Genomic DNA, 18,518 nt, shown 5'->3' with positions numbered 1-18,518 from the left:
CCTCGTTCGCTCGTGTCTCATGGATGACGTTGATGTGCCCGCAGGCCTAGTTGGTGTGCGACGGTGGCGTATTCGTCGCTGAGTGTGTGTCGTAGGTGTGTGACGGCGTTGTGGGTGGTGGTTCGGATGTGGGGTGCGTGGGCGAGGGTGTGGTGGACGCGGTCGATGACGGTGGTGGTGGTGAGTGTGTCGGTGCGGATGAGTGAGCGTTCGTCGTTGATGGAGAGGGCGAAGTCTCGGCATTTGGGTTGATATTCCAGGGATATGACGGGTGTGCTGGATAGGGCGGCGAGGATTCCGGCGTGGAGTCGGCTGACGATGGCCAGTGAGCAGCGGGCGAGTTCGTGTGCTGCGGCGGTGGCGTTGGTGGGGTGCACGATGGGGGCGTCGATGCCGGCGAGTGCGTGTTCGGTCCAGCGCCGGTCGGCGCGGTTCATCAGGATCCCGACAAAGCGATGGCCTTCGGATGCAAAGTGGTTCACCGCGGCTGCGATCTGCTCGGTCACCGTCACCGGATCCTGGCCCCACAGGTCGTCGTCGCCGAATCCGAGGTTCAGTCCGATCAGACCGTCCTCGGCGGCGACGTCGGGGCGGGGCAGCAGCAGGGCGGGGTCGCCGGAGACGCGGACGTCGAGGCCGGCCTCGGCCAGGAGTTCGGCGCTGCGCGGGCCGCGCACCGACACCGTGCAGAACTCGGACAGCAATGGCACCCAACGTTTCAGCTCGCCGTGGCCCGAAGCGTTCTGGCGACGGTCGAAGGCAGGATCTTCGACCCCGGCGCCGATGGCGTAGCTGCCGTTGTTGCGGGTGAGCGACTGGGCGCGGGTGACCAGTCGCCGAAAGTAGCGGGTCCCCAGAAGTGTTCCGCCACCGACGACCTGAATGCTCTGGCGCAGCGGTCGATTCATTCCGGTGGCGGCGGCACGCAGTCGCTCCCTGGGGAAGCGCGGCATGTCCAGCACGGTCGCACCGGGCAGCTGTGAGCACACCGCGTCGTAGATCGCGTCGTCGCCGATGTTGCCCATCCGCTGCCAACCCAGATACGCCACCAGGGGCCCGTTCGTCGCCGTCATTGCGATCGGACCGATGAGGCGCCGGGTGGTGAATAGTCCTGCAGATAGGACTTCGGCTGCAGGAACATGGGTAGCTGGAATCTGAGATCGGGTTTGAGCGCAGCCGGCCCGATTGCCGCCCACAGGCTGGCGGACGGCGTTCTCGACGGCCGTATCGCGAAGTCGCGGTACAGGTGATCCCGGTACGGCAGGGCGGGCCCGAAAAGCTGGTTGCCGGAGTGGTTCTCACCGGTATCCATGTGGTAGACCGCGCCCGGAAACGGCAGCGGCTCGAGAGTCCGACCGTGCTGGCGCCAATAGTCGAACGCGTACCCGTGCTCGAGGATCTTCTCGAGTCGCTCACCGAAAGCCTCGAAGATGTCGCGTTGCGTCGACGACACGGTCAGACCGGCCGGGACCTCATAGGCGTCGAAAGGAATGATGAACGACGTTCCGCACACCCGGAAGAACCGCCGGCGCAGCCGGTAGGCGTTTCGGGCGCGCGAATACACCCAACCGCGCTTCACCACCCATCCGTCGTGCCCCCGACGGTCGTGGACGAACGCCGCCAGGTCGCGGTGCACGAAATCGTCGGCGTCGATGGGCATCACGTACTCGGGTCGACAGTCGCGCGCCGCGATCAGGCCGATCGCGTTCTTGGTGCCCTTGTCCCAGATGACCGGCGCCGGTCCGGTCCGCGGACCCTTCAACTCCGAAGGAGGCGGAAAGTCGACCTCGACGAAGACCGCACGCGGCGGCATGGCAAACGACGGCTTGCGATTGCCCACGACGAAGGCGACGTAGTCGTCGCATGACTGCCGGGTCAGCGATTCCAGGGTGTTCTGCAGCAGCGACTCGACCCGCCCGTAATTCGCGGAATTCTGTGGATGACGCAGCGTGGTGATGAACGCGAGCATTCAGGACCCCTCCGATAGCTGACTGGTCGATGCCCGCAGGCCTAGTTGGTCTGCGACGGTGGCGTATTCGTCGCTGAGTTTGTGCCGTAGGTGGGTGACGGCGTTGGCGGTGGTGGTTCTGATCTGGGGTGCGTGGGTGAGGGTGTGGTGGACGCGGTCGATGACGGTGGTGGTGGTGAGGGTGTCGGTGCGGATGAGTGAGCGTTCGTCGTTGATGGAGAGGGCGAAGTCTCGGCATTTGGGTTGGTATTCCAGGGATATGACGGGTGTGCTGGATAGGGCGGCGAGGATTCCGGCGTGGAGTCGGCTGACGATGGCCAGTGAGCAGCGGGCGAGTTCGTGGGCTGCGGCGGTGGCGCTGGTGGGGTGCACTATGGGGGCGTCGATGCCGGTGAGTGCGTGTTCGGTCCAGCGCCGGTCGGCGCGGTTCATCAAAATTCCGACAAAGCGATATCCCTGCTGCGCCAGATGTGCCGTGGCGCCCGCAATGTGGACCGCGACCGCATCGGGGTCGCGGCCCCAGAGATCGTCGCCGAAGCCGAGATTCAGTCCGATCAAACCGTCTTCGGCGGTGACGTCGGGGCGGGGCAGCAGCAGGGCGGGGTCGCCGGAGACGCGGACGTCGAGGCCGGCCTCGGCCAAGAGTTCGGCGCTGCGCGGGCCTCGCACCGACACCGTGCGGAACTCAGACAGCAAGGGCACCCAACGTTTCAGCTCACCTTTGCCGGAACCGCTGCGCCGCCCGACAAAAGTAGGATCCTCGACGCCGACACCGATCGCGTAACTGCCGTTGTTGCGGGTAAGCGACTGGCCGCGGGTGACCATGCGGCGCCAGTGACGTCGACCGACGAGGGTGCCACCACCGACGACCTGAATGCTCTGTCGCAATGAACGGTTCAATCCTGTTGCGGCGGAACGCAGTCGTTCCCCGGGAAAACGCGGCTGATCCAGCACCGTGGCGCCGGGTAGCTGTGAGCACACCGCGTCGTAGATCGCGTCGTCGCCGATGTTGCCCATCCGTTGCCAACCCAGATAAGCGACCAGCGCATCGTTGCCGCGGGCGCTCATCCGGTCCGCTCCAGCGTCGTCGACCCGGTCGGTGTCCGGCCGCCGATGACGAACCGGGTGATCCCGTGCTTGCGGATGAGATAACGGGTCGCGCTGCTTTCCCATTTCCGGCGGTTCTTGCCCCGCACGTCGATGTGGTGATGGACGACCCGGATGCTGGGGTCGAACTGACGATGGATGCCTCTGTTGTCCAACCGAATTGCCAGGTCTTGAGCCTCGTGCGAACGCAGCACGGGGTCGTAGCCGCCCACGCCCTTGAAAACATCGGAGTAGACCAGCAGGTTGCCTTCGTGAAGCCAGTAGGCGGCCCGTGGACTCGGATCGTCCAGCAGCCGGGGCCAACCCGGGGCGATCGGACCCGCCAGTCGTTGGACCGTGCCGGCCAACCGCGGCTTGTGCCGCCAATGGTCCACCAGGCGTGGCACATTCGAGGTGAAATTGCCCCACACGGTGAATGCCGCACCGAAATTGCAGTACTCCTGGCTGCCGTCGGCGCGGCTGACCAGACCACCGATCATGCCGACGCCGTGGCGGAGGTAGCGTCCGGCGACTTCGCGTGCCACAGCCGGGGTGTCGGCCGTTCTCAATTCCATGTCGGCGTCGATGAAATGGATCATCGTTCCGTCGCCGACTCGGTCGATGATCTGGTTGCGATTGGCGCCTGCACCACGGTTTTCCGGACTGCGCACCAGTTCGACGTCGTCGCCGAATTCGCGGACGACATCGACACTGTCGTCGGTGGAGGCGTCGTCGAGAACGAAGATCCGCTCGTAGCGCTGAGCCAGGAGTTGCGGTAAGAGCTCACGTAAATGCTCTCCCATGTTGTAGTTCGGCACCGCGGCGACGACGGGCATCCGGCGGGTCACAGCGACGGCACCAAGTCGGTCAGCGTGGCCAGGATCGACTGAGCCGCGTCGTCGAAGACCGTCTGCGCGAAACCGCCCAACAGGGGATAGATCGCCAGATCGGCCGCGATCGGCAACCCGAACGCCTCGATCGGGTTGTCCAAATTGTCCAGGATCAGATTGAGGTTGTATTCGGGCAGGCTGATGAACGCCGCCTGCAGAATGTCCTCGGTGGCGTCGTACGCAGCGGACAAGGTGCTGCCGATGTCGGACAACGCGTCAGCGATGTCATCGGACATGGCCGCCAGCGCCGCGGGGTCGTCCAGCATGGTGGCCAGCGCCGACAGCATCGCCTCTGGATCGAAGGCCGTGCTCGACGTCATCGACGAGGTATCCGTCAGACCATCGAACAGCGAATCGAGAGACCACGACACCGGATTCGGGCCGGTGCCGGTGAAATCTCCGATGAAATCGTCGATTCCGGTCTGCGTTCCGGTGATCAACAACCCGGGAAGCTTTTCGAAGTCGGCCAGGCTCGGCAGCAGCCCGAATTCGGTGGCCTCGTTCGCCGGAGCGGTCGACCAACCGAATTCCGGGTCTCCGTAGCCCAGGTTCACCAATGCGGTGAGATTCGGCTGCAGCAGGTCGGCCAGCGGGTTGCCGATGATCGGTACCTCGCGCAGTGGATCCAGCAACGGGAGATCGTCGACCGGGATGATGTAGTAGTCGGTCAGCCCCCCCGTCGTGTCCAACGGAATCGCTTGTGCGACTTGGTCGGGGGTGAGGGTGTCGTAGTCGAAATGGGTTTCGCTCATGAACGCGTTCAGGACGGAGAGCAGGTTCAAGGGATAGCGCGGGAAGTCCGCCCAGGTGTCGTACTCCATCGTGTAGATCGTGGTGGCGAAGTCGTCAGAGGGTGTCGCGCCGGAGAAGTCGATACCCAGGCTGGGCAGCTCCAAGCCGGCGAAACGCTCGAAGAGCCCGCCATTGGGATTCATCAGGTCACCGATCAACACGAAGTTGACATCCGAGCTGGGTACACCCTGCGCCGCCAGTTGCTCCATCTCCAGGGACGCGATGATCGCGCTCTGGGAGTAACCGAAGACTCCCACTGGCGTGCCGGCGTCGATATATGGCTGGAGTGCGGTGTTCAGGTTGCTGAGCCCCTGAGACACCGAATCATTCAGCGTCAGGTCATCGATGTTCAGCGGATAGAACTCCTGCGGGGTGTACAGGGCCTGTGGCACGGCGTCGGGAAATATCGGCTGCCCGTCGAAGAGGGCTGTCGACGGGAAAAAGAGGCTCTGCACCGTCGCGACCCAGTCGTCGTCCGGCAACGGCATGCCGGTGCCGCCCATGACCACGAACGGCAACGTCGTGTCGTCGCTGTGGGCGATCGCGGGCGTCATAGTCAGCGGAAGCAGAGCGGCGCCGGTGGTCGCGAGCACCCCGAACCATCCGCAGCGAGCCTTACGATCCGTCATCGTCGCCTCCGCATTCTGCCGTTCCGCTGTCGGGAATCACAGGCCACCAACGCCTTTCGCCAGCATCATGGCACCGAGTGCGCCGAGCAGCACCGCGAAGATCGGCCTGCGGCGCGCGGCCAGCCAGCCGTGCATGCCCATCACAACCGCCTGCGTTTTTCCCGGCGCCACGAGGTAGGCGACCAGTGGTAGCTCGGTCAAGGTGTAGGCGACCAACGTGAAGACCAGAGCGGCGGCGACCTGAGTTCCCGCGGCCGCCCCGGAAGCCATGATCACCAGCATCGCTCCCCAGAACTCGAGCAGCTGCGTCGAGGTGCACAGACCTGCGACGAACGGCATTCTGAGGGACTGTCCTTCCAGCGCAGCTGTCCAGGACAGCCGGGGGAGGGGGACGCGGGAGAACATGGTCGGCCCCTTTCCCGGGTCAACCGCCGGTGCGGTCAGATCGGTGACGGGCGTCAGCGCGTAGGCGGCCTGACGCACCGAACGCGGCCTGGCGAGCATCGCGGCGGCGCCGACGGCGAGCAGGCCGACGGCAATCTGAATCGGCGGTAACGCGGGGTGTTGAGCTATCGAATGTGTCAGTCGTACAACGGGACCCAGGAAGTCGTGCAGCAGGAACAGCGACGCCAGCGCGGCGCCGAAACCGGTGACCATCAGACCGAACCAGTAGGCCAGCAGGTTGGCCAATGGTCGCGGCCGTGAAATCAGCAGCGCCATGATCCCGATCCGCACTGGATCCTGGGCGGCGATGATGCCGAACAACAAGACTGCGCTCCACATCACGCGACTCGTCTCACGTGGGCGGCAGACTCCAACAGGTCGGCCGCCGCGCAGACACTGGTGTCGGTTCTGGTCATCCGTCGCGCGATCAGACGCGCCCTGGCCGCGCATTCGCCGGCGAGAACTGTCCGCAGATCGGCGCCCAGTGATTGCCGGGTGGTGGCTGAGAACCGCCGGGAAGAGCCGACTTCGAGCCGCCTGACCTGCGCTGCCCAGATCGGCTGGTCGGCGGTCACCCACAGGATCAACGTCGGCATACCGGCGCGCAGGCCGGTAGCCGTGGTCCCGGCGCCGCCATGGTGGACGACCGCGCGGCACAGCGGAAAAATCGCCGCGTGGTTCATCGGGCCGGCGATCCTGACGAGGTCGGAGTTCCAGTCGCCGTCGATGTGGTTGGCGCCGAGATAGATCAGCGCTCGCTCGCCCACCTCGGCACACGCTGCACTGATCATCTGCACGGTGGCGTCGAACGACCGAACCGGCATGCTGCCGAAGCCGAAATAGATCGGTGGTCTCCCGGCGGTGCACCACGACGAAATCTCGTCGTCCACGTCCGTCGGCGCCGTCATCGTCAGCGCGCCGACGAAGGGCCGCAGGCGATTCCATCGCGACCATTCGGCTGCCAGCCCGGGAAAGAACAGCTCGTCGTAGGCCTGGATCTCGAGTGATCCGCGCTCGACGATGCGCCGGGTCGAGAGCCCGGTCGTGCCAGGTAGACCCAACTCCCGGCGTTGACGGTTGTCCGCCCTTCTCGTGACGAGCCAGTGGGTCCACCACAGCGTCGCGATGCCGGTGCGGGTCACCAGCGACGGCACTGTCGGCAGGATCTGACTGTTGACCCGGACCGGAAAGCAGTGCAACCCCGCCAACGGAATCCGGTGATAGTCCGCGACGTTCACGGCGAGCCCTTGCTGCACCATGCTCGTCATCAGCAGGTCGGCGCCCTCCGACACGGACGCCAGTGTCCTGCCCATCTCCGCCCAGACTTCGCCCAGGTAATACCGGCTAGCCCGGACGACTTTGACCGGAGTCGACGGGCTCCAGACATTGCGGATGAACTCTTCTTCGTTGACCGACTCCGAACTCGGTCCGTACGCCACCACGTCGAGGCCGGCCGCTTCAACGAACCCACACATGTTGGGCGGGACTGCCATTCGCACGTCGTGACCGCGGTGTTGCAACTCCCGGCCGACCGCCGCGAACGGCTCGACATCGCCACGACTTCCGTGTACCGCCAGTGCGAACTTCATCGCCGCGGCCTCCTTCCGATCGGCGCACGCCCGACGTCGACCAGGGTCGACTCGCGTCCGTTCGACTGCCAATCGTCGCGATCGAGTGCCGCTGGTCCGGCAACGGCGAGCTCGTCGGGTTCGGTCGGTGCCGGTCGAACCTCATCGGCTGTCAGCTCAGGCGTGTCCGGTGCGACCGCATCGTGGCGGAGGCGCGGCGGCCCGAATAGGATGCGTGTCAGGCTCTTCCGGATTCTCTCGCGGTAGCGATGCCTGGTCGCGGTGCGCGACGAGTGCCGTTCCGGGTTCGACGGCCACCAGTTGCCCCGGCCCACCAGGGTGGCGATGGCCGGCACCGTCACAGTGCGGACCAAGAACGTATCCAGCAGTATCCCGGTGCCCAGGACGAATCCGGCTTGCACCATCATCGTGATGCTCGCGAACAGCAACCCGAACATGGACGCAGCGAAGATCAGACCCGCCGCGGTGATGACACCACCGGTGGATCCGACTGTGCGGATCACACCGACGCGGATGCCGTGTGGCGACTCGTCGCGTATCCGTGAGATCAGCAGCAGGTTGTAGTCGGCGCCGACCGCCACCAAGATGATGAAGGTGAGACCCGGCACGGTCCAGTGCAGTTCCTGGCCCAGTCCGAACTGAAACACCAAGGTGCCGATGCCAAGTGCCGACAGATACGAGATGATCACCGAACAGATCAGGTACAGCGGCGCGACGATTGCTCGCAGCAGCCCGACCAGGATCAGAAAGACGATCACAACGGTCGTCACGATGATGAAGTTGAAGTCCTTGTTGTAGTAGTCGCGGGTATCGCGCAGTCCCACCGAGATTCCGGCCATCGACACCTTGGCGTCGGCCAATGTCGTGTTGGGCTGAGCCTGCCGCGCGGTGTTGATGATCGAATTCACCTGATCCATGGCGGCGATGCTGAACGGGTTCAGCTTGGTCTGCACCAGGTAGCGCGCCGCGTGCCCGTCGGGGGAGACGAAAATGCCGGCCGCCTTCTTGAAGTCGTCGCGCGTCAGCACCTGCGGCGGAATGAAGAAGCCTGCCATCGGAGGGGCGTTGGCGCCGTTCTTCATCGCCATCAAGAACCCCGACGCGTCGTTGAGACCGGCTCCCATCTGCTTGGTCTGGCCGACAAGCAGTTCCACCGCGTCGGCCAGTTTCCGACTGCCGTCGGCGAGCTGGTTGGCGCCGTTCTGCAGGGTCGCCAGCTTCGCCGACAGGCCACCGCCACCGAGCATCTGCGTGGCGTTGGTCAGATTGGCAACCAGTTCTTTCAGTTTGGCTGTCGCCGAATCCAGACTCTCGGTGCCCTGAGTGGACTGCAGCTTCTTCGACAGCTCGGCGATTCTGTCGAGCGACCCGCTCTCGTGTGCCTCGGCAATGCGCTGCAGCTCGTCGCGAGCGGTCACACAGCTCGGATCCAGCGAGCACACCGGGGTGGTGTCGAGGGCGTTCAGGATCGGTCTGGCCAGACCGGCGATGTTGTTGACATCGATCAGATTCAGATCAAGAGACTTGCCCAGCGAGCGCATGTCGGTGATCAGCTTGGCGGCGTCGTCGAGCTGGTTGAGCACCTTCAGTCCGCCGAAACTTCGCTGTAGGAACGTCAGCGAGTCAACGAGACCGGTGATGTTGGGCAGGGCCTGATCGACCTGGTTACGCAAGTCGCCCAACGCATTCGCCAACTGGTTGGCGCCGTCGGTCATCGTGTCCAGCTCGTTGGTGTGACCGTTGATCTGCTGCGACGCATCACCGAGCTTGTTGCCCACTTCGCCGGCCTGCCAGGCCAGCCTGGCCTGTTCGAGCGACTCCCCGGTGGGCCTGGTGATACCGCGCACCATCGAGACGCTGGGCAGCTGACTCACGCGCTGGGCCATCTGCTCCAAGTCGGCCAGGACCTTGGGGTCACGCATGTCACGTGGCGACTGGACGAACAGGTACTGCGGGATGATCGTGTCCAGCGGAAAATGTTGCGCCATCACGTCGTAACCCGCGGCGCTCTCCACCGAGCTCGGCAGCGTCTTGCGGTCGTCGTAGTTGTAACGCGCATAGGCAGAGCAGGCCGCCAGGGTGATCAGGATCAGCAGGCTGGCGACCAGATGGATCTTGGGACGACGCACGATGCGTACGCCGGAGCTGCGCCAGAACCGGGTGGTCAATTCGCGGCGCGGTTTGATCCAGCCGCGTCGCCCAGCGAGTGTCATGATGGCCGGCAGCACGGTCACCGCGGCCAGGAACGCCACGGTGACCGCGATCGCCAAAGCCGGGCCAACGGTGGAGAAGACCGGCAACTTGGTGAAAACCATGGCCACGAAGGTGACGGCCACCGTTGCCGCAGAGGCGGCGATGACCTTCCCGATCGACGCCAGGGCGTTGCGGATCGCTTGATCCGACTCAGCGCCGAGCCGGACGTAATCGTGGTAGCGGCTGATGAGGAAGACGGCGTAGTCGGTTCCGGCGCCGTACACGATGCCGCTCATGAACACCATGGTCTGGCTCGAGACGCCCAGGCCCAGTTCGGCCAGGCCGGCCAGCACCCCTTGCGCGGTCACCAACGATATGCCGATGGTGATCAACGGCATGACCAACGTGAGCGGGTTTCGGTACACGATCAGCAGAATCAGCAACACCATGATCCCGGTGCCGGCCTCGATCACGTGCATATCGCGTTCGCTGATCGCGGTGAGGTCCGCGGCGGTGGCTGCCGGGCCGGCCAGGTGGGCGACGAGCGTGGAACCCGACACCGTCTGCTTGATCAGTGTGGACGCGTTCTGGAAGGCCACCGCACCCTCGGCGGATCCCGCGTGGCCGGCCAGCGCGATGGGCAGATACCAGGCCTTTTTGTCCTTGCTGGACAGCACTTCTCGAACTTCTGGCGAGCCGAGGAAGTCTTGGAGGGAGACGACGTCGGCGGTGTCTTGGCGAAGTTTCCCGACCAGGGTGCGGTAGGTGTCCTCGTCGGCGGGGCCGAGGTCCTTGTCGTTGGTCAGCACGGCCAGCACGACGTTGTCGGTTCCCTTGTCGTGGAAGGCCGAGACCATCTCGCGAGCGGCCACCATCATCGGGGCATCGTCGGGCATGATGGCCGCCTGTTTTTGCCCGATGACCACCGCCAGCGGTGGCAGGCCCAGTGACACCGCGGCCGCCAGGGCGAGCCACAGCGCGATGACGATCAGAGGATGGCCGGTGACGAACCTGCCCAGTCTCGGGTAGACGCCCGTCATCGCGGGCGGTTCGATCACGTCCGTCCGCGATGACATCGGCTTGGTTACCGCCGGGAGAAGTTGTGAAACCACGGATTACAGCTGGGCATGGAAGGCTCCTACCCGCTCAGGCCGACTGGGTGAGAGCGACTTCACGCACCCGGGTCGCTGTGTAGCGGCGCTCGGCCACCCGCACGTACACCGATTTCAGCACCGCGAGAAATTGCGTGACTGATTCGCGGGCGACCGGATTGTCGGGAAACAGGACGACCGCGCGAGTCTCGTTTTCGAGTCGGGTCACCCGGATGTCGAATTGGGCCGGGGCGCCGCCGTCTTGGAAGATTCGCGCATTCAGACCCTGCAGCTTCTCGGTGACCAGAGCCGAGAACGGCGGGATACCGAGGTCGATGTGGAACATCAGCGGTACCCGCCGATCTGGGCGCTGCAGCCACGGCGCGAGATCCAGGACCCGGGCGAACGGAACCTTGGCCAGCTCTCGCCCCGAGTCGAAGGATGCTTGCGCAGCCCGCACCGTCTCGTGGAACGACGAGGGGTCGACCGGCACCGTGATCGGTACGAACCCGGTGATCCACCCCGAGGTCATGAAATCCTCTGGTGTACTGCGGATGTCGGTGACCACATATCCGTAGTAGGTGTCGGCACCGGTCAGTTCGCGCTCGGTCAGCGCGGCGCAGGCGAACACCCCTCCGCTGAACCGGGCACCCGCTGAGACGCAGACCGATTCGAAGGCGGCGGTCTGTTTCTGATCGAGCAGCGTCAGGCTCATCATGTCGCAGATTCCGGATCCGTCGCCCAGCGACACCGGGCAATCCGGGAGGGTTCCCGAGTTGCTTTCGAAGTAGTCGATCCACGCCTTCACCTCCGGAGAATCCGCGGTGAGGGACGAGAGGTACTTGTGCTGCCGGTCGCAGTAGTCGAGGTAGCTGCCCGCCTTGGGTAACGGGATCGGTGCGCCACCGCCGGCCAGCGCGGCGTACTGCATCTGGATCTCGGGCAGCAGCACGCTGGGGTAGGTGGCGTCGATGTTGATGTGGTCGATCGAGATGCAGAACGTGAAGTGATCGGGATGCTGGATGATCATGAATCGAAAGCTGTCCCACTGCAACGGATCCGGCGTTGCCATAGCCAGGCTCTGCAGTTCACCGGATGACAGCTCGCCGTGCTTGGTGGGGGCGAATTTGATGGCCGCGGGATTGTCGATGGCCCGCCGGACGATGCTGCCGCCGTCCAGGTACTCGAACCAGCTGTGGAAGGTGTCGTGGCGGCGAAGGTGCGCGTTGATGACGTGTGTCATGGCCCGGACGTCGCACTGGCCCGGAATCTCCCAGGTGGCGATGCACAGCCGCGACATGTCGACGCCTTTCGCCGCGAAATCCAGCCAGCTGCGCAGGTGTTCGGCTTGCATGTAGCTGGCCGGTGTCGGATTGATCGGCGCCTCTTGCGCTTTGGCAAGAGTGGCCGCAGTCGGCCCCCACGAGACGACTGAACCGGGTTCTGGAACCCAGTCGTACACGCTCTTCACCGTTACTTTCCCTACTTCGAGCACTCTCGCCTCCTCAGTTCGTTGAGTGTGAATACGAAAACTTCGTCAGTGCGCGGTCACGCCGGCACCGCCTCCAGGTCTGCCAACTCGTTGCACAGGTGACCCGCGAGTCCGCGAACGGTGGTGATGTGGAACGAACTGATCCGAACACCCGTCTCGGTCTCGATGCGGGTGCGCAGTTCCAGATTGCCCAGGGAGTCCAGTCCGTAGTCCGCGAGCGATCTGTTCGGATCGACACTGCGTCGCAGGATCAGGCTGACCTGCTCCGAGACCAATCGACGCAGCCGCTCAGGCCACTCCTCGGCCGGCAGCCCGCCGAGCTCACCGCGGAATCTTCCTGCCTCCGTGGCGCTTTGGTCCTCTGCCTGGAGTGCTTCGGCGAACCGGCTGCGTTGTGCCAGGGCGGTCAGCCAGGGCGTTCCGGTGATCGATATGTAGCCGGTGTATCCGCGGTCGTGGCGCAGCAACGCCTCGAAAGCGTACGCACCGTCTTCCGGCGCGATCATGGTCGTCTCGCCGGCTTCGGCCAAGCCGGCACCTCGGCCGATCTTGTCCCACGCTCCCCACGCGATGGCCGAGGCCGGTAGACCCTGCGCACGTCGCCAGTACGTGAAGACGTCCAGCCAGCTGTTGGCGGCGGCATAGGCGCCCTGTCCCCGCGACCCGAGCAGCGCTGCCGCCGAGGAGAACGAGCAAAACCAGTCCAGCGGTTGACCGGCGGTCGCGTGGTGAAGATTCCAGGCGCCGTAGACCTTCGGTGCCCAGTCGCGGTCGATGAGCTCGTCGGTGATGTTGGTCAGCGTGGCGTCCTCGACCACGGCCGCCGCGTGCAGCACACCGCGCAGTGCCAGCCCGCCGGCGGTTGCCGCTTCGACGAGGCGGTCGGCGGTCTCGCGGACCGCGATGTCACCGCATTCCACCACGATGTCGGCGCCGGTCGCACGAATCCGCTCGATTGTCTGCTGCGCCAACGAATCCGGTTGTGAGCGGGAGGCCAGAACTATCCGGCCGCAGCCGGCGACAGCCATCTTCTCGGCCAGGAACAACCCGAGCCCACCCAGCCCGCCGGTGACCAGGTAGGCGCCGTCCCGGCGGAAGGCGCGGGCCGCGTCATGCGGCACCACCGCGGCGCTGGTTCCGCTGCGGGGGATGTCCAGGACGAGTTTGCCGGTGTGCTCGGCCGCGCTCATCACTCTGATCGCGGTGGCCGCCTCGCCGAACTCGTAGCGGGTGAACTCGGCGGCCGGCAGCTCACCGTCAGCGACCCGGCGGAAGACGGTATCGAGCAGCTGCCCGATCCGCTGCGGATGGGTTTCGGACATCAACGCGAGGTCGACGTAGTGGAAAGCCAGGTTGCGCCGGAAGGGATACATGCCCAGCCGCGCGTTCGCGTAGACGTCCCGCTTACCGATTTCGACGAAACGTCCACCGGCGGCGAGAAGTTCTAAGCCGGCTCGTTGTGCCGCGCCGGTCAGCGAGTTGAGCACGATGTCGACGCCGTAGCCGTCGGTGTCGCGGCGGATCAGCTCGGCGAAGTCCGTGCTGCGCGAGTCGTAGACATGCTCGATGCCCATCCGGTGCAGCAGTTCCCGGCGTTGGGGACTGCCGGCGGTTGCGAAGATCTCGGCGCCGGCGGCATGGGCGATCGCCACCGCGGCCTGACCCACGCCGCCGGTTGCCGAATGGATCAGGACCCGGTCGCCGGCCGCAATCCTCGCCTGGTCGTGCAGGCCGTACCAGGCGGTGGCGTGACCGGTCGACACCGCGACCGCGTGGTGATCGGTCAATCCGGCCGGCAACGTCACCGCTACCCGGGCATCGCAGGTGACGAACGTTGCCCAGCAGCCGTTCCTGGAGAAGCCGCCGACCCGGTCGCCGACCTGGTGCTCGGTGACACCCGGGCCGATCGCAGTGACCACGCCGGCGAAATCGACGCCCAGTTCGGGTTCACGTTCGTCGATGGTGGGAAAGCGTCCCATGGCCATCAACACGTCGGCGAAGTTCAGGCTGGACGCCGTGATCGCCACCTCGATCTGCCCGTGACCGGGAGAAACCCGCTCGAAGGCAACGTGTTCCAGCGTCTCCAGGTCGCCGGGTGTTCGAACACGCAGCCGTACACCGGCGTTCGCGTGATCAACAAGGGCTGCACGCCGTTCGTCGGGTCGAAGCGGACCGGGCCGCAGGCGCGCCCCGTACCACTGTCCGCTGCGCCACGCTGTCTCGTCTTCGGGGGAGCCGCTGAGCAACTCGTGCGCCAGTTGCTCGACACCGGTCTGCGCGTCCACGTCGATCTGGGTGACACGAAGATGGGGGTTTTCCGCACCGATCACCCGCAACAGGCCCCGCAGGCCTGCCTGCTCCAGATTGACTGTGTCCGTTGAAGCGACGGGTTGTGCCTGCCGGGTCACCACGAACAGCCGCGGCGATTGTCCGGGCAATTCGGTCGTTTCGCGCGCAATGCGAACCAGGTGACGAACCTGCTCGCGGCCCGCACTCGGGATGTGCTCGTCCGCCTCGACGTCGCCGGGCGCCGTCACGACGACCACGCCGGCGAATTCACCGTCCCGCAGATAGTTCGCGAACCGTCTGGCGGGGACGTGGTGATCGTCGTGCGCGGACCACCCCATGGACGTGACGTCCTTGTCGTGCGATTTGAGCGTGTCGGTCAACGTCGCCGCCAGCAGATCCGACTCGTCGGAGGTGTTGACCAGCAACCATTTTCCGAGCGGCTCGTCGCTTGCGGTGGGCAGCGTCAGCGGTTGCCAGTCGATGGTCAGCAGGCTCTCACCGAGTAGTCGCTCGCGGCTACTGGCCTCCGATGCCCCGGTGCCCATCTGCAACCCGTGCGCGGTCAGCAGCACCACGCCGTGCGCGTCGAGCACGTCCAAGTCGGCGTCCAGACCGGCAGCCGACGCCGTCACCCGTGCGTAGCAGTGGCGCGCGTCGCGCATCGGACCGTAGACGCGCAGCCGGCGGACGCCCAGGGGCAACAGCAGACCGCCGTTGCCGATGTGCTGCGCGCCGGGGTGGGCGGCCACCGATTGAAAACAGGCATCCAGCAGTGCGGGATGCACACCGAAGGCGCCTTGACCGGACCGCACCGGATTCGGTGCGCCGATCTCGGCGAAGATCGAGCCGCCCGACTCGCCGCCGGTGTGTACTGCGGCCAAACCGGTGAAAGCGGGCCCGAATTGGATGCCGCGCCGGTCGAACGACTCGCGCACGACGGCACCGTCGACCCGGACCGGGTGGGCTGCGTGGAGTGCTTCCACGTCATGTGCGGGCGGTCGGTCGTCGGCGTCGGCGGCACGCAGTACTGCCGACGCCCACCGCACGTTGCTGCCCTCATCATTGGTCTCGATCGCGAAGCCGGCGACCGTCGGCGCTTCGACCGATGCGACGGCGCCGACGGAGGTATCGCCGTCGAGCAACAGCATCTGCTCGAACCGGATGTCGCGGACTTCGGATGACTCGCCGTGGACGGCGCGGGCGGCGGCCAACGCCATCTCGCAGTACGCGGCACCGGGAAGGGCTGCGACATGGTGGATTTGATGATCGGCCAACCAGGGCGACGCCGTGGTGCCGACATCGGCTTGCCACACGTGGCGCTCGGGCTCTTCCTGCAACCTGACGTGCGGGCCCAGCAACGGATGGGCGGCGACGGTGCTGCCGCCGTGCGTCGGTGCTTCCCGGGGCGTCAGGATCAGGCGGCGGTGGGTCCAGGCCGGCAGCGGGGCGTCGACCAGGCGCCCCGTGGGATAGAGCGTCGAGAAATCCACCGCGGCTCCCGCGGCGTGCAGGGCGGCCAGCAGCTCCCGTAAGCCATGCTGCAGCGGTTGCTGACGGCGCATCGCCGCGAGGGCGGCGACCGGTGTCTCCAGGCTCTGAGCGGTCTGCTCGACGGCGCGAAGGAGTAGAGGATGGGGCGACAATTCGGCGAAAACCCGGTGACCGTCTTCCAGCGCCGATTGCACGGCAGCACCGAATCGCACCATCTGGCGCAGGTTGTCGACCCAGTAGTCGGCGTCGCAGTAGGGTTCCTCACGCGGGTCGATCGAGGTGGCCGAGTAGTAGGGGATCGTCGGCGATGTGGGATCGAGGTCGGTCAGGACGTCGGCCAACTCGTCGAGGATCGGGTCGACCTGTGGCGAGTGCGAGGCGACGTCGACGGCAACCTCGCGCGCCATGATGTCGCGTCGCTCCCAACCGGCGACGAGTTCGCGGACGGGCTCGGTGGCACCGCCGATCACCGTAGACGTGGGGGAGGCCACCACCGCCACCACCACATCGTTGACTGCGCGTTCCGTGAGTTGCGAAATGATCTGCTGCGCCGGAAGTTCCACCGACGCCATCGCACCGCCTCCAGCCAGCCGGAGGCACAGCCGGGAGCGCCGGCAGATGACCCGCGCGCCCTCTTCGAGTGACAGCGCGCCGGCGACGACCGCAGCCGCGGCCTCACCGAGCGAGTGTCCGATGACCGCGCCCGGGACCACGCCGTAGGACTTCATCGTGGCCGCCAGTGCGACCTGGATGGCGAAGATCGTCGGTTGGACCCGGTCGATGCCGGTCACCGTTTCCGAGGACGTCATCGCCTCGGTGACCGAGAAGTCGGACTCGGCCGCGATAATTGGCTCCAGCTGTCCGATGGTCGCGGCGAAAACCGGTTCGCGGGTCAACAATTCGGTACCCATGCCGGCCCATTGCGAGCCCTGGCCGGAGAACACCCAGACCGGGCCGCGCGCGTCGTCCCCGACAGCCGCCGGATACGGCAGATCATCGACCGCGACTTCCCGCAGTGCGGCGGCCAGTTCCGGCAGGTCGGCCGCCAGCACGGCGGTGCGCACCGGCCCGTGGGCGCGGCGACGGGCCAGCGTATACGCGACATCGTGGACAGCGCCGTCGTATGCGCCGCGCTCCACCCAGTCGGCCAGCCGGGCGGAGGTGCGTCGCAGTGCCTCGACCGAGGACGACGAGACCGGGAACAGCAGCGGACGCCGAATCGCTGAATCGGTAGCGACACCGTCGCGGTCGGCGATCGCCGGTTGAACCTCCGGGGCCTGTTCGACGATGGCGTGCGCGTTGGTGCCCGACATCCCGTAGGACGACACGGCCGCGCGGCGCGGACCGCCGTCATCACCGGGCCACGGCGTGACGGCCTGCGGCACGAACAGATTCGTGTCGATGTGGGCCAACTCTTCGGGCAGGCCGGTGAAGTGCAGCATGCGCGGGACGACGCCGTGCTGCAGGGCCAGGACGGCCTTGATCAGGCCCACCGTTCCCGCGGCGGATTCGGTATGCCCGACATTGCTCTTCACCGATGTCAGCGCGCAGGGGCCGTCAGTGCCGTAAACCGTTGCCAATCCGCGGTATTCGATGGGGTCGCCCACGGGAGTCCCGGTGCCGTGCGCCTCGACCATGCCGACGCTGGCCGCGGCCACGCCGGCAGCGTCCAGCGCCGAACGATAGGCGGCGATTTGCGCATCCATCGACGGCATCGTGATCGTCTCCGAACGACCGTCCTGATTGGTCGCGGTGCCACGGATCACGGCGATAATTCGATCACCGTCGCGAACCGCGTCCGGCAGTCGTTTCAGCAGGACCATCGCGCAGCCTTCAGAGCGAACGAAGCCATTCGCTTTGACGTCGAATGACTGGCAACGACCCGTCGCGGACAGCATGCCGATCGCCGACATCGAGGCGTTGAGCCGAGGCTCCAGCATCAACATGCAGCCGCCGGCCAGTGCCAGGTCGCTTTCGCCCTGATGCAGGCTGCGGCATGCCATGTGGACCGTCACCAGACCCGACGAGCAGGCCGTGTCGACCGTGACGGCCGGCCCGCTGAGGCCCAGCGTGTAGCTGACGCGACCGGACGCCATGCTGAAAGCGGTCCCGGTGTAGCCGTACGGTTCCTCCAGCGCCCCGGCGTCTCCGGTGACCAGGGTGTAGTCGTCATGGGCCAGTCCGACGAAGACGCCGGTCGCGGAGCCGGCCAGTGCGGCTGGCTGCACACCGGCGTGTTGCATTGCTTCCCATGAGGTTTCGAGAAGCAGCCGGTGTTGCGGGTCGATGGCGATCGCTTCGCGGTCGTTGATGCCGAAAAACTCCGAATCGAAGCCCGCGATGTCGTCGAGGAATCCGCCCCATTTGGTCACCGAACGGCCTGGCACGCCCCGCTCGGGATCGTAGAGGCTGTCGGCATCCCAACGCTCCGAGGGGATTTCGGTGATCAGGTCATCGCCGCGCAGCAACGACTCCCAGAGCAACTCGGGCGAGTCGATGCCGCCGGGTAGCCGGCAGGCCATGCCGATGACCGCGATAGGAGTGACACGAGGCTCAGGCACCG

The 18,518-nt window shown here is 65.8% G+C and carries 10 protein-coding genes; all 10 read right to left on the bottom strand.

Features of this window, described 5'->3' with window-relative positions:
- Positions 1–17 precede the first annotated feature (17 nt).
- The 10 genes from ACZYW1_RS00855 to pks2 all read right to left on the bottom strand — a co-directional run bounded on the left by ACZYW1_RS00855 (position 18) and on the right by pks2 (position 18,516).
- Positions 18–1,073 carry a polysaccharide pyruvyl transferase family protein gene (locus ACZYW1_RS00855; RefSeq protein WP_463782478.1) on the bottom strand — a complete coding sequence of 352 codons (1,056 nt, stop codon included), beginning with the start codon at positions 1,071–1,073 and terminating at the stop codon, positions 18–20.
- The gene (locus ACZYW1_RS00850; RefSeq protein ID WP_463782476.1) at positions 1,070–1,969 is read right to left on the bottom strand and encodes a glycosyltransferase family A protein; all 900 of its coding nucleotides are present in this window, start codon (positions 1,967–1,969) and stop codon (positions 1,070–1,072) included. Before ACZYW1_RS00850 ends, ACZYW1_RS00855 begins: the two co-directional genes overlap by 4 nt.
- A complete protein-coding gene (locus tag ACZYW1_RS00845) occupies positions 1,970–3,037 on the bottom strand; it encodes a polysaccharide pyruvyl transferase family protein (RefSeq protein WP_463782475.1) in 1,068 nt (355 codons plus the stop codon). It lies immediately after the preceding gene.
- Positions 3,034–3,903, bottom strand: coding sequence for a glycosyltransferase (locus ACZYW1_RS00840; RefSeq protein ID WP_463782473.1), 870 nt, complete (start codon positions 3,901–3,903; stop codon positions 3,034–3,036). The genes ACZYW1_RS00845 and ACZYW1_RS00840 overlap by 4 nt, the downstream gene beginning before the upstream one ends.
- Complete coding sequence (locus tag ACZYW1_RS00835; RefSeq protein ID WP_463782471.1) at positions 3,900–5,366, bottom strand: PE-PPE domain-containing protein; 1,467 nt, start codon at positions 5,364–5,366, stop codon at positions 3,900–3,902. Before ACZYW1_RS00835 ends, ACZYW1_RS00840 begins: the two co-directional genes overlap by 4 nt.
- A gap of 36 nt (positions 5,367–5,402) precedes the next feature.
- Complete coding sequence (locus tag ACZYW1_RS00830) at positions 5,403–6,149, bottom strand: GAP family protein (RefSeq protein WP_463782469.1); 747 nt, start codon at positions 6,147–6,149, stop codon at positions 5,403–5,405.
- Positions 6,149–7,399, bottom strand: a complete 1,251-nt coding sequence (locus ACZYW1_RS00825; protein ID WP_463782467.1) for a glycosyltransferase — start codon at positions 7,397–7,399, stop codon at positions 6,149–6,151. The genes ACZYW1_RS00830 and ACZYW1_RS00825 overlap by 1 nt, the downstream gene beginning before the upstream one ends.
- Positions 7,396–10,668 carry an MMPL/RND family transporter gene (locus ACZYW1_RS00820; RefSeq protein WP_463782465.1) on the bottom strand — a complete coding sequence of 1,091 codons (3,273 nt, stop codon included), beginning with the start codon at positions 10,666–10,668 and terminating at the stop codon, positions 7,396–7,398. The genes ACZYW1_RS00825 and ACZYW1_RS00820 overlap by 4 nt, the downstream gene beginning before the upstream one ends.
- Before the next feature lie 70 nt (positions 10,669–10,738).
- Complete coding sequence (locus ACZYW1_RS00815) at positions 10,739–12,178, bottom strand: condensation domain-containing protein (protein ID WP_463782464.1); 1,440 nt, start codon at positions 12,176–12,178, stop codon at positions 10,739–10,741.
- 53 nt (positions 12,179–12,231) lie between these two features.
- The gene (gene pks2 / locus ACZYW1_RS00810; protein ID WP_463782462.1) at positions 12,232–18,516 is read right to left on the bottom strand and encodes a sulfolipid-1 biosynthesis phthioceranic/hydroxyphthioceranic acid synthase; all 6,285 of its coding nucleotides are present in this window, start codon (positions 18,514–18,516) and stop codon (positions 12,232–12,234) included.
- Positions 18,517–18,518: the final 2 nt, after the last annotated feature.

The organism is Mycobacterium sp. IDUB_36 (assembly GCF_055419225.1).
Note: the sequence above shows the minus strand (reverse complement) of the source record. Positions and strands in the feature narration are given on the sequence as shown.

Coding starts and splice junctions, on each gene's coding strand:
- ACZYW1_RS00855 (WP_463782478.1), bottom strand. CDS start 1,073: ATGACGGCGACGAACGGGCCCCTGGTGGCGTATCTGGGTTGGCAGCGG.
- ACZYW1_RS00850 (WP_463782476.1), bottom strand. CDS start 1,969: ATGCTCGCGTTCATCACCACGCTGCGTCATCCACAGAATTCCGCGAAT.
- ACZYW1_RS00845 (WP_463782475.1), bottom strand. CDS start 3,037: ATGAGCGCCCGCGGCAACGATGCGCTGGTCGCTTATCTGGGTTGGCAA.
- ACZYW1_RS00835 (WP_463782471.1), bottom strand. CDS start 5,366: ATGACGGATCGTAAGGCTCGCTGCGGATGGTTCGGGGTGCTCGCGACC.
- ACZYW1_RS00830 (WP_463782469.1), bottom strand. CDS start 6,149: ATGTGGAGCGCAGTCTTGTTGTTCGGCATCATCGCCGCCCAGGATCCA.
- ACZYW1_RS00825 (WP_463782467.1), bottom strand. CDS start 7,399: ATGAAGTTCGCACTGGCGGTACACGGAAGTCGTGGCGATGTCGAGCCG.
- ACZYW1_RS00820 (WP_463782465.1), bottom strand. CDS start 10,668: ATGTCATCGCGGACGGACGTGATCGAACCGCCCGCGATGACGGGCGTC.